A 14,095-nucleotide genomic window follows, 5' to 3' on the forward strand; every position below is an offset into this window, starting at 1 on the left:
TCGGGTTGCCGGGGAGGGCTCGTGGCCAGATGCCCGCCGGCACGATGTGGCTGGTATCGAGCGGCGAAGCGCTGCACGGCCCGCGTCAGCACGACGGCTCGGCCGTGAGCGCAGTCCCTGTCCGGGTGCGCAGGTGCACGGCCGTACGGCCCGTGCGGTGCGTCGCCACCAGCCCCGCGCCACGCAACGCGCCGAGGTGCTGGGAGACGGCGCCGGCGGTGACACCCAGGCGGGCGGCGAGGTCGGGGGTGCTCAGTGGTTCACCGAGCTCGGCGAGCAGGGCGGCGCGGGTGCGGCCGAGGACGGCGGACAGTCCCGCGGACGTCGCGCGGGGCTGTTCCCAGAGCAGCCCGACGCCGGACGCCGGGTAGCGGATGGAGGCGGCGGTGCGCGGGGAGTAGTCGACGATCACGTCCGGCCAGCCGAAGACGGACGGCATCAGCACCAGCCCGTGCCCGTCCGCCTCGACCGTCCACGCCGCGCCCGAACGACGGCGCCCGTGCACGACCAGCTCACCCTCCCGCCACACCACATCGCCGTGCAACTGAGCGAAGAGCCCCTCCACCCCGCCGTCCACCAGCGCCATCGCGCGCCGGCCCAGGTCCGCCTCCAGCACGGCCCGCATCCGCCCCCAGTGCGGGGCCACCAGCCGGGCATGGCAGCGTGTCAGCGCATCGGCGACCCGTTCCAGCAGCACCGCCGGCCCCGGCAGTCTCCCGGACCGGGTGCCCAGCGCGGCGGCGCACTCCGCCGCGACGTACTCCGGGTCCGTCGCCCGCAAGACCGCCGCCTCGGCCTCGAAGGCCGGCAGGCGCTCCTCGGGCACCGGGAACAGGAACGACGGCAGGCAGCCTTCGAGCAGCGTCCGCAGCAACGGCGACTCCGGCTCCTGCGCCAGCACCGGCTGCGCCTCGCGCACCCACGGCCGGTGCACCTCGTGGCCGCCGACACCGAGCGCCGCCCGCACCCCGAGCACTGTCTCGGCCAGCGGCGACACCGCGAGCCGCACCCGCGCCACCTCGGCCGCCGAGAGCCGGATCTCCACCGCCATGTCCGCCCCCGCCCTTTGATCGTTTAGCTGTGGCTGAACGGTAGCCGGGTCCGACCACCACCGCCCAGGCTGTCCGCCATGGACTTCCTCACTTCTTACGACGGAACCGCGCTCGCCTTCCGCGCACTCGGCGACGGCCCGCCGCTGCTCTGCCTCCCCGGCGGTCCCGGCCGCGCAGCCGAATACCTCGGCGACCTCGGCGGACTGTCCGCCCATCGCACCCTGATCCTGCCCGACACCCGCGGCACCGGAGCCTCGGCCACGCCCGCCGACCTGACCACCTGCCGAGTCGACCGCCTCGTCGCCGACGTCGAGGCGCTGCGCCACCACCTCGGCCTGGACCGCGTGGACCTGCTCGGCCACTCCGCCGGCGGCAGCCTGGCCATGCTCTACGCCGCCGCCCACCCCGACCGGCTCACCAGCCTGACCCTGGTCACCCCGTCATTCGCCGCCGTCGGACTGCCCTCCGACACCGGAGCCGAGGACGTGATCGCCGCCCGCGCGGCCGAGCCCTGGCACACCGAGGCCGTGGCGGCGCACCGGCACATGAAGACCGCGAAGACCTTCGCCGAGGCCGCGCCGTATCGATTCGCCTTCGAGCCACTGATGTACGGCCGCTGGGACCAGGCCGCCCGCGCCCACGCCGCCGCCGACCCGGCCCAGCGCGCGCTCCCCGTCAGCGAGCACTACTACAAGGACTACACACCCGACACCGGCGAACTCCGACGCCGCCTGGGTACCCTCGCCTGCCCCGTACTCCTCCTCGCGGGCGGGATGGACCTGTGGCCCACCGCCGAGTCCGCCACCGACGCCGCCTCGCTCTTCCCCGACGTGACGCTGGCCGTCCAGCGGGGCGCCGCCCACTACCCATGGCTGGACGACCCGCAGACTTTCACAGCAACCGTGGAGCGCTTCCTTTCCCGGGCCAGCTGACAGAGCTCAGCAAGCGCCCGGCCCGCTCCCCCATCGAGTGCCTCGGCTCGCTCGCGCGTCGCCCCGGGGCGCGGTGCGGGCGGAACTCGGGCCGCCCGGCCTGCACGCCCCGAGCTCGCGCCGGGCCGGCCCACCGGTCCACATGCGTCTCCTCAGCCGACCTGGACGTGGCTGGCGCACGCACCAGTTACACGACGTGCGGTCCTGCGTAGCGCACAACCTGGTGCCGGGCGCGCCTCCCTCAACGTCGGCGGTATCGGCGCGGCCGCCCGGCCGAGTCGTGGGAGGCTCAGCAGGATCTCAGCGTCCGGGTGCTGCGGGAAGACCTCTTCGAACGCTTGGCCAGTGCCGTGAACGCATTGGTTGATGAGGCTCCACGCATTGCACGCCAGTTGTTTGGAGTCCCTCAGAGCTGCTCGCCGCGATTCCCCACTCGCAGCAAGCCGCGGACCAGTGCCACGTGGGCGGGTCCAGCTGCTGCTGGGCCGCAGAGGCTGTGTCAGTGCCTCCTGCCATCCTTTTTCCGTGATCAACGAGTACGAGAAGCTGCTGGCGGGACTGGACGATGTGGACTGGGCCGGCCTGGAGCACGCCTACGGGTCGGCGCATGACGTTCCAGGGCGTATACGCGCTCTCTGCGGGAGTGACGATGAGGCGCGGGAGCGGGCGTTCATGAGCCTGTTCAGCAGCATCTTTCATCAGGGATCGCGGTATTCGGCCTCTCCGGTCGCCGTGCCGTTTCTCGCGAGGATCGCCGTTGCGGGGCCTGCGGCCGCCCGCGAAGACACGATCCTGTTGCTCACCCGCCTGGCTGTGGACTGGCACGACGAGTACGGCGTGACCACCGGCATCAACGTGGCTGGATGGCGTGCGGCCGCGGCGGAGTGCGGGCCGGCGGAGCTTCTGCCGTGGTACGAAGAGCAGCTGGCCGTCGAGACGGATCCCGAGAAGCGCGCAAAGCTGCAGGAGATACAGGACTGGGTGGCGGCCGGCAACTCGTTCGACTCCCGGTGGTCGGCGCTGCAGGCATACGACGCGGTCCTCACCGAACGCCCTGGCCTCCTTGTCCTGCTCGGCGACGATGACGCCCGTCTTCGGACCCGGACCGCCTACCTCCTGGCTTGGTTCCCCGAATTCTCCGCCACCTCCCTGCCCCGCCTCATGGCCCTTGCCGCACATGAGAAGGCCCCGGTCACCGCAGCCACCGCGCTGCTCGCCGCCGGCCTCGTCGGCCACCCTTCCGCGGTAGACGACATCACCCCGTACCTAGATGCCGCAGACCCGCTGTTGCGGTGGGCCGCGGCGACTGCCCTCGTCCGCCTCGCCGGCCTCGACGAGGCGCCCGTCGGCCCCGTCCTGCTCGGCAGGGCCGTCACGGAACTCACCGCCGCATCCCACAGCACGTTCGATCACGTGACCGACTACTTCGAAGGCGACCTTCACGGCCACATCGAGCGCACCCTCCACGCGCTCCCGCCCACCTCAGAGCCGGCCGCCGCGCGCGAGGCGCTCGACGCATGCCTCCCCCGCATCGCCCGGGACCGCTCCGGATCCCGCACCCGCAAAGCCATCGAGCGACTCTTCCCTGCTCCGCAGCCGCACCTCGCACCCCGCTACGCCGACCTGACAGTGGCGCAGCAGCAGCTGCTGAACGATCTCGCCGGCCATCAGCACGCCTGGGTGATCCGCTCGTCCGCCGACCGGCTGCGTGAACTCGGCCTTCCGTGCTCGCAGGAAGCCCTGCAGTCCTTCGTCGGCGTGCACCGTACAGCCTGAACCCCGCAGCAGAACGCGCGCCAAGGAAGGGCCGGCCCTACTGCCGTGCGATGAGTTGCCTGCTCGCCCGCCGCGGCGTCACCTTCCCGCGCACCAAGACACGAGAAGGCACGGCCCTCGACCTCGACACGAAGCCGGACCGGATCGAGGTGGTCCTGAACCGCATTGCGGAACGGGACGTCGCCTTCGACGAGTTCGGCCCCCTCGGGATCCGTACACGACGGGCTCAGGCAGAGCCGCCGTCGGCCATGACGACGAGCACCGGGCAACGTACCACCGCACCCACGGCGTCAAGCACTTTCACGGCTGCCACGCGGTCGGCGCGCCACAGCCAGCAGGTGCAGGCTGGACACCACCAGCTCTGGGTGGCCGTCGGCGAACCGCGCGGTGGCAAGGGCGGTTTCAAGCGCCTTCGCGCCCAGGTCCATTCTCCCGGTCCGGCGCTCTTCCGCTTTCAGCGCTTCGTAAGCGGGCCCGTGCAGACCGTAGACGGCCATGGCGTCGAGGCCGGCTTGCCGGGCCTCGGCGCAGAGTTCCGAGGGGTCGTGGTAGTACGTGGTGGGGCCGTCCCGGCGGACATGAAGCCCTGTCGTCGCGATGTCCAGCGCACGAGGCGAGTTCAGGTCCAGCAGCTTGGCGTACCGGTTGAGGGCGGCCGCAGCGACCAGGCCACCGGGTTTGACGACACGACGGGCCTCCCGCCACGCACGGGCACGGCCGGTCCTGTCCGGCAGGTGGTAGAGAGGACCGAGCATCAGTACGGCATCGAACGAGCCGTCTGCCTGCTCGAGTTGCCGCGCGTCACCGACGAGAGCAGCCAGACCCTGCCGACGGGCCTGATGTACGTGCTTGTCCACCGGGTCGACGACGAGAACCTGAAAACCGCCGTCAGTGAGCCAGCGGGCGTGCACGCCAGGCCCGCCGCCGACATCCAGCACGGAAGCGGGAAGAGGCGGCAGGTGAGCACGCAGGAGTTCCTGGGTCCGCACCAGTTCGACCGTCCCGATGGTGCGCCCGGAGACGAGGCGGCCGGCCTCATCTCCGGCGTCGTAGAAGGCAGTGATGTCGGGAAGGAGCGCCATGTCGACCTCCGGTAGGAAGAGCAGGGCAACCGATCGGAGAATGACATGGCCGGTCGCACAGCCGCTACAACCGGCCGGCTTCAGGGAGCGGGGCAGGCTCATGTCGTCGGCGCCCGGCCGTGAGCCGGTATCTGTGTACGGCACCGTGGGGCATTCACGTGTACGCCGACAGCCCGAGGGCCGCGAACTCCTCAAGACCGCCCCGACCGCGGCCGGGCCGCGCGGCTGCCCCGTACATCAAGCAGGTACTTGCCCTCCCCATCCAGCTGGATGGGGCCACCACGCGCGTCGTGTTCTTCTCAGCGTCCGGCACGGAGGGACACGCGAGGCCCGTCGCCTGCCTCAAGGCCAACGGGTTCACGACATCCTCGCCGTCGCACGCATCCCGCTGAACCTGCGCCGCTCAGCACTCACGAGGCTGAGCACCCGGCGACCGTCGCCGTCTGCTTCACCGCGCTCGGGAGCCGGCGCTTCACCGACTTCACGCCGATCTCTGGCAACTTCACGGACCTGGACACCTGCTTCCTCCGCCTCGGCGAATCCGCGGTAAGGACGAAGCGAGGAAGAGCACACCCAGATCACGACGACCCGACCCTGGCCGGCGCCCACGCCATGGGTGCGCACAGCCCGAGTGTCGAGTCAGGACTCCGACAGCATTCGGACGGCGGGACGCTCTCGCCGGCCCTCGAAGCGGCTCCGCGCTGCAGCCGGGAGTCCCAGATCATGCCGGTCGTCTACCGAACGTGCCACCGCGCAGCCGGGGCCACGCCACCAGGTCCCCAGCCCACTGTGACGCCGGGGCCCACTTACTGCTGTCCGCACTGTGGCCCCAGCTGGCGCCATGTCTGTCACCGCCCCATGAGGGTCCAGGATTCACGGCACAGTCCCAGTCGCAATGGCACCTGCGCGCTCCATCCAAGCCCCACGGGTGGAACGCGCCTGTCCTGTCGCAGTGAGCCTGTCGGATTCACACCGCTTCTCGTTCGTGCTGTCGGATTCTCACTGCGTCGCGCGTTGAGCGACGACGTTTGCCCCGCACGTGGGGTTTGCTCTCACTTTCCTGGTCCGGTTCCTGTTCGCCGCCCTTTCGCTACGCGGCGGCTTGCCGAGACGGTTCGTCCGCACGCCCTGCGCCACGGGTTCGCCGGAAACCTACTTGATGCCGGCGGGACCGTCGACGAACTGCAGGACCTACTCGGTCATGCCTCCACCAGCTCGACTCAGGTCTACGTGCACCCCGCACCTCAGCGGTTGCGTCAGGCAGTGGACCGCGTGGGCTCGCCGCGGACGGCCGAGACCGGCGAGGAGACGCGATCACTGCGGTGACCGCCGCTCGGCGCATTCACGCGTACGCCGAAAGCCCGGAATCGCCGCTGTCCCGCCTGGGCGCCGCGACCAGCCAGGACTTTCTCCGCGAGGCGGGCTGGGACCCGCGGTCGCTGGCGCTGACCCTTTCGGCAGTGCATCCCTGCTCGGCTGGGACGTCTGCACAGTCCCCGGCTGCGCTGCCATGGTCGAGGGCAGCAAGTCTGGAGGCTTGTGCGCGACCTGCGGCAAACACCGGGCCGAGACCGGACAGGTGCCGACGGTGAGTCCGAGGCCCTTCACGATCGGCGAGCGGGCATGCCAGGTGGGCTGCCCGCGGCCGTGGGCGTCACGGCGTCGGTCGTTGCCCCGCCATACGACGCCCCGTCCTCCTGGCCGTGGAGGGCAGGGCGTCGTTGTGCGGGGACTGTCGCACTCGCGCACGCCCCCGTCGTGCCGTGTAGTCCTTTCCCCTCTCCTGGGTAGGTTGCCGTGTATCGACACTGGGGAGGGCACATGCTGAAGAAGATCGCCGCCATCGGGGCGGCTGGGGTGCTGTGCTGGGGGCTGAATACGGCTCCGGCGAGCGCGGCGGCCACGTCGATGGAGTACGTGCACATCGAGAGCGTCGCGGACGTGGGTGAGTGCCTGGACTACCGGTCCGACTGGGGTCCGTACACGACGACGTGCAACGAGGGCGCGTACCAGACGTGGCTGATGTCCCCGTACGCGGAGACGGAGACGGAGCTGCGGCAGAATGCCGGGGCGCGGCTGTGTCTGGTGGCGCGCAACGGGGTGCCGGTGATGCGGGACTGTATCGCCGGGGACCAGGCGGCGCTGTGGACGCTGCATGATGGCGGCGGGGCAGGGTGGCAGCTGGTCAACAAGGCGACGAAGACGTGTCTGGTCGCGGGATCCGACGAGCACCACCGTGTCGGCCTGAACACGTGCTCGACCGGCGGCTCGCGGAGTTGGATCCTGTACTCCTGAGCATCCTGGAGTCGGTCATCCCCTGCGACACCGCGAGTTCGACCTCGGTTAGCCCGGGACCATGATCAGCCTCAGCCACCTTGCACCGTGGGCCAGAGATAGGGCACCAGGGTACATACCGGAGGTTCTGCCTCCATCGAGAGCGTGACTTCCGCGAAAGCCAGGTGGTCTGAGAATCCGGAGACGCCGACTTCTCAGACCACCTGACATACCGTCAAGTCAACGGCTCGTCAGCTGACAGAGGCGCTTCGACAGGACAGCGCCATCTGTTCAGGCGACTCCACCCGTGCTGATGCCGTCGCGAGGCACGCGCCGTGAGTTGTGCCTCGCGGAGGTCGGCGCCGTCGAGAAGAGCGTCACGAAGGTCCGAATTGACCATTGCTGCGCCGCAGCGCGGCAAGTGCGGCAAGCCCTGGCAGACTCACCGCCACGAGCCCGAACCATTCACGTCGGTTGCCCTGCACCGGCCCACGAGAACGGACCCGACGGTTCCGCAGGGTACGACGCCGTCCTGCTGCACGCCGGACCCGGACACGACGGAGCCGCTCGGTGCCGAGAGTTCGAGTCACCCGCACCATGGCACCCGCAGAAGCCTGGACCGGTACGCCCGCCGCCACACCGCGAAGACACGCGAACGGGCGCCTGAGTGGCCGAGGCGGCCTGTCCGGTGCTCCGGCCAGGCCACAAGCAACCCCGTGTCACGCGACTAAGTCAGAACCCGTCAGGTCGGCGCGCATGGCCGGGTTCCGACCGGGGCCGAGGGGCGTAGTCAGTGTCGACGGCGACTCCAGCAAGGTCAGCACCCCCGCGTCCAGACGTGCACCCTGTCCCGGCGGCGGCAAGAGGTCTTGGCGGAGGGGCTGAAGGTGGCTCCGGGTTCAACGCCTGCACCAGAACCGTCAGCACCTCTGCCCCCTGCGTGCCGGGCAGTGCTGCACCCTCGGCCGTGGCCCTCCAGTCTCCGTGGGAAGACCTGGCCGCTTCCGTAGGTGAGCCGGCTCGCCCCGTTTGGGTGAGCCGCTCGGCTGAGCGTGAACAGCTGCTCGTCTCTCGAGCTGTGACACCGGAACCGCTGTGGAGCGCTCGCGGCTGGAATTCACGCGTGCCCACGTATGCCTGAGGCGTCCTCGTCGGTTGCGGGCGTCAACCTTCAGCGCCTTCCTCGCACCGATGCGGTGAAATCGGCGGAGCAGTCGGGTGGGGGCCAGCCCCGTTCCTACCGCGGGCCGCACAGGCCTTCCTAGGGTCGGCGCCATGAACATCCCCACTGAGCCGATCGGCAGCCTTCCCCGTCCGCGTGCCCTGCAAGAGGCGTTCGCCGAACACGCTGCAGGGCGCCTGAGCACCGCGGAGCTGGAGAAGATCCAGGACCAGGCCGTCGTCGACACCCTCGCCATGCTGGAGAAGCTGGGCAGCCCGGTCCTGGTCGACGGCGACCAGGCGAAGCCCGACACGATCACCTACCCCGTCCAGGGGCTCCCCGGGCTCGCCCCCGGCGGTGCCGTCATCCCCTACGCCGACGGTCACACCCGACAGCTGCCCCGGCTGACCGCCGGCCCCTTCCGCTACCAGGTCCGCGCGGACACCTACCTGCACGCCGCCCGCGCCAAGACCGACCTCCCGCTCAAGCAGGCCGTCGTCGCGCCCTCCGCTCTCAGCCTCCTCTACCCTGCGGACGGCATCGACGGCTACTCCCGCGAGGCGTTCCTGTCGGACCTCGCCGACCAGTCCGAGGCCGAGATCCGCGCCTGCCTCGACGCCGGCGCCCACGCCGTACAGCTCGACTTCACCGAGGGCCGGCTGTCACTGAAGCTGGACCCGACCGGCGGCATCCTCGACTCGTTCATCGAGCTCAACAACCTGGTCCTCAGCCGGTTCAGCGAGGACGAGCGGGCCCGCATCGGCGTGCACACCTGTCCCGGAGCCGATCAAGACTCCACCCACAGCCTGGACGTCGACTACACCGAACTGCTGCCCCGTCTCTTCCGCCTCAAGGCCGGCAACTTCTACCTCCAACTGGCGAGCGAGGCCGACCCGGAGCGCGTGCTGTCGGTCGTCGCCGAGCAGCTGCGTCCCGGCCTGCGCGTGTTCGTCGGGGTCACCGACCCTCTCGATCCCGCCGTCGAGACCCCCGAGCAGGTACGGGACCGAGTCCTGGCCGCCGCCCGCCACATCCCTGTAGACCAGCTGGGCACCTGCGACGACGCCGGCTTCGCCCCGTACGCCGACGACACCTCCACCGCCCGCGACCTCGCCTTCGCCAAGATCGAGGCACGCCTGCGTGGCACCGAGCTCGCTTCCCAGGCTCTGGGGGCCTGACCCGGTCCGAGAAGTTGCGGAGGACGTGCCGCAACGTGGCAGTGGGCACGGTTGACACCCGCCGTCAAAGGACCCGGCGCGGCGGCAAGCACGAGACGACCGCGGCACATCCTTCCAGGTCAGAGGTCATTCAGAGCTCACGTGCCGGGAAATTGCCAAGCGCCGGGTTCGCTTCCCGTCGTCTGCTCCACGGCGAAGCCCCAGGTCACAGACCTGGGACTTCGCCGTTGCCCATACCTCTCCAGGCGCGCGCCCGCGGACGCCCTGCGGTCCAACCGTCAAGTCGTGTTCTGAAAGTCGCCGAGAGGCAACGCTGCATTGAGGGGGCTTGTGGAGCGGGGTGCGGAGGAGAAGGACGGTCCGGGAAGAGAGCTGAACGCGTATGAGCGCGTTCTCGCAGAGGACCGTCGGGTCGTACGCGAGATGTTCCGTGTGAGTATCGGTGGTGCCCATGCGGGGCTCGCCATAACGGGTTTCGTCGTCACCTTGTTCGCTGTCATCGGCGGCGCCGCGTGGGCTCTGATCGTGGGTGGAGCGGTCGCGTTCTGCTTCACCGTTGCTCTTGTCGCGATTGTCGGTGGCGGTCGCCGCCGGCGGGCGGCGGTCACGCGCGCTTACCTCCTGACTTTCGGCTGGGCCGGTTGGCTGTGATCGCCGCAGGGGTATGGCCGGCGATACGGTGCGACATCAGCAGCTCCGTCCGCCACAGCCACTCGTCGATCACGGCGACATAGCTGGTGGCCTCGAAGCGGACGGCGAGTTTGTCGAAGCGTGTGGCGACCGCACGGTTGCGCTTGGGGCGGTTACTCCCGCACTCGACCGCGTGCCGGGCCTTCCTCGCCGCCGAAAGCCAAAGACCGCCTGCCTGCTATCCCGCGTCGCTCGTGGTTCCGCGCCTGGTCGGCAGGCTCCGGGGTCGTGCATACAGCAGGGACAGCGGCCGCCGGCCTTGGTCGCAGGCCATGTGAATCTTGGTGGAGAAGCCTCCACGAGACCGGTCCAGGCCTTGGTCGTCCGGCTCGGTGCGGATTCCGCCCGTTGATTCCTTCTCCGCCTGACCGTCACTGCGATCGTCGGCGTGTTGGTGGGCACGGCAGGTCGTGGAGTCGATGTTTACCTCCACATGACAGGCCCGGCCACGTCTGCCCAGGCCTGCAGGCCGGTTAGTTGCACGGGTCAGGTGCCCTCTCTCTGCCAGCGCCGGAAGAGCCCGTGGACGGTCTGTCAGGCCCCGTACTGCTATGGCAGATCTCGCCACGGAGCAACGGTTCGCACTGGCCCCCTGATCCCATCGATCAATCGCCGTCACCCCCCGACACCGAGGGGTCGGTTCGTTGGAACCGATGCACTCCCTGCGTGCTTGCGGCGAAGATGCGGAGCATCTCCCGCAGGACAATCACGTAAAGGCATTCATCAGGTTCAACGACGGCGCCAGGACGCCTCGTCCAGCCAGCGTCAGAAGCAGATGCGACGGCGCCCTTCGATTCAGGGTGGCCGGGTACCGTCCGCTGGCGGCTCCATGGCCTGGCCCACACCGCCGAACCGGCACGGGTTCTTCCTCGCATAGACTCGCGCGTCCCGGAACGAACGCGTCGAACGGAGCGCAACTATGCCCAAGGTCACCGCGATCGCGCTGCTCAAGGCCGCCCCCGGCGCCGAGGACGAGGTCCGCGAGCAGGCACTGTCCCTGATCGCGCCGTCGCGGGCCGAGCCGGGCAACATCAGCTATCAGGCGTACGTCCACCCCGAAGACCCCAGTGCGTGGCTGGTTTTCGAGGAGTGGGAGGACCGTGCCGCGTTCGAGGCGCACCTGTCGAGCCCGCATCTGACCGAGGCGCTGGCGGCGGGTCCGGGACTGCTGGTCGGCCCGCCGGCCGAGCACGTGTTCACCACTCCGGAGTGACCGGGAGTCCGGTAGTCACCTGAGCCCCGCCCCCTTCTGAGAGAGGGCCGCTGGCCCCGGGCCCGGCAGAACTGTTTCCCTCCCGGGCTTCAAGGGTCGCGACAGGGATGCGACCACTGTCGGCAACGTCGTAGCCGTTGACCCGTGCCCAAGCTCGGATGTCGATTGCGTCTGCCGCCACGCCCGCCGGCGGCTGCGGCGCCGTGTCGACTGGTGCCGGTTTCGGGGCGGGTGTGACGGGACAACGGCCTCTCAGCGGCCCACAGCCTGGTGCCCGGCCGGGGGTGACAGGCTGTCGACCCGGAATCCGCACGGACGGCCCTGGCCCACGCTTCAGTCCACGCACGAATGCCTGGAGGACGGTAGCAGTCGGTGCCGGGCTCCGAACCGGCGCCGCTCAAGGGGCGGGCAAGCGACTGCCTGTCAGTGCCGTTTGCGGCGTGTCGCCGGTGCCTCCCTCGCTCGTACGGGGAACAGGGCAGGTTGGGTTGGCTCCGGCTTGGAAAACGGTCGCTCCACACACCTACACCATGGTCAGCAGGTGATTCGTTGATCCGTAGTCGATCTTCCAGTCGGCATGGACACCTGCGAATCCATCCACGACCGCCGCACTCATCGCAGATGAAAGGAGCAACCTTCACGGGACAACCGCGCCTTGCAGGAACCCCGCGGGTTCTTCAGGGACACCCTCGCCATCTCGATCGCCTGGCATGCACGGCCCTGTCACCCACGTGCGGCAGGCCAACCGCACCGTCGCCCTCTCCGAGTACCGTGCCAAGCTCGCCGCCGCCCACGGGGACCGCACCTGAGAGAAACGGATCGGTAACCTCATCCGACGCGACGTCCCCATCCTCCACGACTTCGCCCTGCGCCAGCTGTCCGCCGTACAGCGATACCACCTGTACGAGCCCGTCTTCCAGCGGCAAAGACGGTCGCCGATCATCGCGCGCAACAGCGCGTCAGGGAACTGGTGTCCCCCCCCTCTTCCTCAATCCGGTCGTCGCCGAGGCTCTCCTCGACCGGCTCAGCCACACCAGCCGCCGGGTGTCAGGAACGGACCCGGCTACCCATGCAGCGAGTGGCCCGCGAACCCATCGAAAGACCAGATGGAGGGAAAATCGATGGACGTCGTCGGGATACTGCCGTCATGGCCGTCACTCAGCAACTCGCCCGCATCCCGGCGGAGTATCTCGCCTCCTGCCGCCAGTCGGCCGACGCATCGCCGGATGGAGATCCTCTCTGGGATCCGCCGTCGGCAGACGTCCTCGACCTGGACTGGGCGCCGGTCCTGCTCGAGCGGGTCTGCGAACTGGGAGGTCTCGACGACGTCCGTAGCGAGGCTCTTCGGCAGGCTCTCGACGGCGAGAGTGATATCGACCTCGACTTCCTCAACGCTCATCCGCATGGCATCGGGCCCTTCGGACCAGACCCCACGGCCCTCTCCGCTGCTCAAGTGGCTCGCGTTGCGGACCTGCTCGGGCAGATCGACTTTCCGGCCCTCCTCGCCGCCCTGCCGACGGACGAAGCGGAGGCCGCCTCCCTGATCGGCAACGGCGCAGACAAGATCGTCGGCGGCCCGAGGGTGTACCTGCTGAGGCACTTCGACGCCATGCGCGAGTTCTACCGTGGTGCAGCCCACCGGGAGCTTCTCGTCGTGCTCTGGTGGGACTGACACTGCCCGACTCACGGTCCACTCGCGTCAGCAGATGGCGAATTACCCGGACTTCCGCATGGAGAGCTTCGCCATCGTCCGCACGGCGCTGGTCACGTGGCCAGGCCGTCGGCGGTCGGGCGTCCATGCCGTCGAACGGGCCGTGGCAGCGGCTCGCCCCTTGCTCCGTTCCACATGGACATACTGTGCGTGGTTGAAGGGCTCAGGATCTAGGACGGCCGGCTCATCGTGCGGTGAGCGAGCGGGCAGCGGATCCTGCCCGGGGCAGACTGCAGAACACCGCCTGCGGTCACGACCCCCGCCTTGACCGGTCGTCGCGAGCCCGACAGTTCCTCGCCCTGAACGCCACCCGATGCGTTGCGACAGCACACCGGCATCCGGCCGGAGGCAACTCGGAACCACTGTCTGTGGCCGAAAGAGGCCCCCATGCCGGCCGAGGTTCAACCGACAGACTTGATCGTCTTCATCGTGAGGTGGGAGGTGAAGCGCAGAACGCCGGGAAGTCCGCTGAGCTTGCCGGTGAGGAAGGCTTCGCAGGCAGCGTGGTCGGCGACGGCGGCGCGAATGAAGTAGTCGGGGCGCCCGTACATGCGCCGGAACTCGGTGACCTCCTCGTACGAGGCGACCGTTTTCTCGAACTCCTCGAAACTCTGCCGGTCGTTGGCGTAGATCTCCACGTCGATGAGCACTTCAAGGCCGCGCCCCATGACGGTCGGGTCGACCATGGCCCGGTATCCGGTGATGACGCCGGCTTCCTCCAGCCGTCTGACGCGGCGCAGGCACGGCGGCGGGGTGAGGCCGACCCGCTTGGCGAGTTCGACGTTCGTCAGACGCCCGTCCTCGCGCAGGTGAAACAAAATTTCCTCGTCGGTCGCATCCAGTGACACTTCATTGCTCATATGGTGATCATAGCGCCATGATACGCAACCATATAAGGGCTCATCTTTTCTAAAATGTCTCCATGCGAATACGTTCTGTCGTTTCCGCGACTTCCCCTCCACCTGCCGACACCTCGGCAGCGCCCAGGGTCCCGTTCGATGCGCGGACGGCGTTCCATGACTCCC

At 69.2% G+C, this 14,095-nt stretch carries 13 protein-coding genes; 8 read left to right on the forward strand and 5 right to left on the reverse strand.

The annotated features are described in order from the left end of the window. Nucleotides 1-85: 85 nt before the first annotated feature. The gene (locus tag ABT041_RS04760; RefSeq protein ID WP_351178988.1) at nt 86-1,051 is read right to left on the reverse strand and encodes a DUF5937 family protein; all 966 of its coding nucleotides are present in this window, start codon (nt 1,049-1,051) and stop codon (nt 86-88) included. Nucleotides 1,052-1,129: 78 nt separating this feature from the next. Between ABT041_RS04760 and ABT041_RS04765 the strand changes: the two genes are divergently transcribed. Together ABT041_RS04765 and ABT041_RS04770 are read left to right on the forward strand one after the other, a co-directional pair. Beyond that, nucleotides 1,130-1,984 carry an alpha/beta fold hydrolase gene (locus ABT041_RS04765; RefSeq protein ID WP_351178991.1) on the forward strand — a complete coding sequence of 285 codons (855 nt, stop codon included), beginning with the start codon at nt 1,130-1,132 and terminating at the stop codon, nt 1,982-1,984. Between the two features lie 525 nt (nt 1,985-2,509). Then, a complete protein-coding gene (locus ABT041_RS04770) occupies nt 2,510-3,760 on the forward strand; it encodes a HEAT repeat domain-containing protein (protein ID WP_351178994.1) in 1,251 nt (416 codons plus the stop codon). A 290-nt stretch (nt 3,761-4,050) separates the two neighbouring features. Here ABT041_RS04770 and ABT041_RS04775 read toward each other — a convergent pair whose 3' ends face one another. Next, nucleotides 4,051-4,944, reverse strand: coding sequence for a class I SAM-dependent methyltransferase (locus ABT041_RS04775; protein WP_351178997.1), 894 nt, complete (start codon nt 4,942-4,944; stop codon nt 4,051-4,053). A 756-nt stretch (nt 4,945-5,700) separates the two neighbouring features. On the opposite strand from ABT041_RS04775, the gene ABT041_RS04780 reads away from it, so the two are divergent. Both ABT041_RS04780 and ABT041_RS04785 read left to right on the forward strand, forming a co-directional pair. Then, a complete protein-coding gene (locus ABT041_RS04780; protein WP_351179000.1) occupies nt 5,701-6,168 on the forward strand; it encodes a tyrosine-type recombinase/integrase in 468 nt (155 codons plus the stop codon). A gap of 495 nt (nt 6,169-6,663) precedes the next feature. Next, nucleotides 6,664-7,137 carry an RICIN domain-containing protein gene (locus tag ABT041_RS04785; RefSeq protein WP_351179003.1) on the forward strand — a complete coding sequence of 158 codons (474 nt, stop codon included), beginning with the start codon at nt 6,664-6,666 and terminating at the stop codon, nt 7,135-7,137. A 214-nt stretch (nt 7,138-7,351) separates the two neighbouring features. Here ABT041_RS04785 and ABT041_RS04790 read toward each other — a convergent pair whose 3' ends face one another. Continuing rightward, nucleotides 7,352-7,516, reverse strand: coding sequence for a hypothetical protein (locus ABT041_RS04790; RefSeq protein WP_351179006.1), 165 nt, complete (start codon nt 7,514-7,516; stop codon nt 7,352-7,354). Nucleotides 7,517-8,391: 875 nt separating this feature from the next. Between ABT041_RS04790 and ABT041_RS04795 the strand changes: the two genes are divergently transcribed. The 3 genes from ABT041_RS04795 (at nt 8,392) to ABT041_RS04810 (ending at nt 11,359) form a co-directional block, all read left to right on the forward strand. Next, complete coding sequence (locus tag ABT041_RS04795) at nt 8,392-9,456, forward strand: cobalamin-independent methionine synthase II family protein (protein WP_351179009.1); 1,065 nt, start codon at nt 8,392-8,394, stop codon at nt 9,454-9,456. 432 nt (nt 9,457-9,888) lie between these two features. Beyond that, nucleotides 9,889-10,107: a hypothetical protein gene (locus ABT041_RS04800; protein WP_351179012.1), complete on the forward strand. Its 219-nt coding sequence runs from the start codon at nt 9,889-9,891 to the stop codon at nt 10,105-10,107. Nucleotides 10,108-11,065: 958 nt separating this feature from the next. Continuing rightward, nucleotides 11,066-11,359 (forward strand): putative quinol monooxygenase, encoded by a 294-nt coding sequence (locus tag ABT041_RS04810; RefSeq protein WP_351179015.1) that lies wholly within the window; start codon nt 11,066-11,068, stop codon nt 11,357-11,359. Here ABT041_RS04810 and ABT041_RS38995 read toward each other — a convergent pair. Continuing rightward, nucleotides 11,343-11,705: an Lsr2 family DNA-binding protein gene (locus ABT041_RS38995; protein WP_502976370.1), complete on the reverse strand. Its 363-nt coding sequence runs from the start codon at nt 11,703-11,705 to the stop codon at nt 11,343-11,345. The two genes, ABT041_RS04810 and ABT041_RS38995, sit on opposite strands and share 17 nt — an antisense overlap. Before the next feature lie 801 nt (nt 11,706-12,506). On the opposite strand from ABT041_RS38995, the gene ABT041_RS04815 reads away from it, so the two are divergent. After that, nucleotides 12,507-13,031: a DUF1877 family protein gene (locus ABT041_RS04815; protein WP_351179018.1), complete on the forward strand. Its 525-nt coding sequence runs from the start codon at nt 12,507-12,509 to the stop codon at nt 13,029-13,031. Between the two features lie 440 nt (nt 13,032-13,471). Here the strand turns inward: ABT041_RS04815 and ABT041_RS04820 are convergent, their stop codons facing one another. Continuing rightward, the gene (locus ABT041_RS04820) at nt 13,472-13,930 is read right to left on the reverse strand and encodes an Lrp/AsnC family transcriptional regulator (RefSeq protein ID WP_351179021.1); all 459 of its coding nucleotides are present in this window, start codon (nt 13,928-13,930) and stop codon (nt 13,472-13,474) included. Between the last annotated feature and the right edge of the window lie 165 nt (nt 13,931-14,095).

Source organism: Streptomyces sp. NPDC002825 (assembly GCF_040295385.1).
GTDB lineage: Bacteria > Actinomycetota > Actinomycetes > Streptomycetales > Streptomycetaceae > Streptomyces.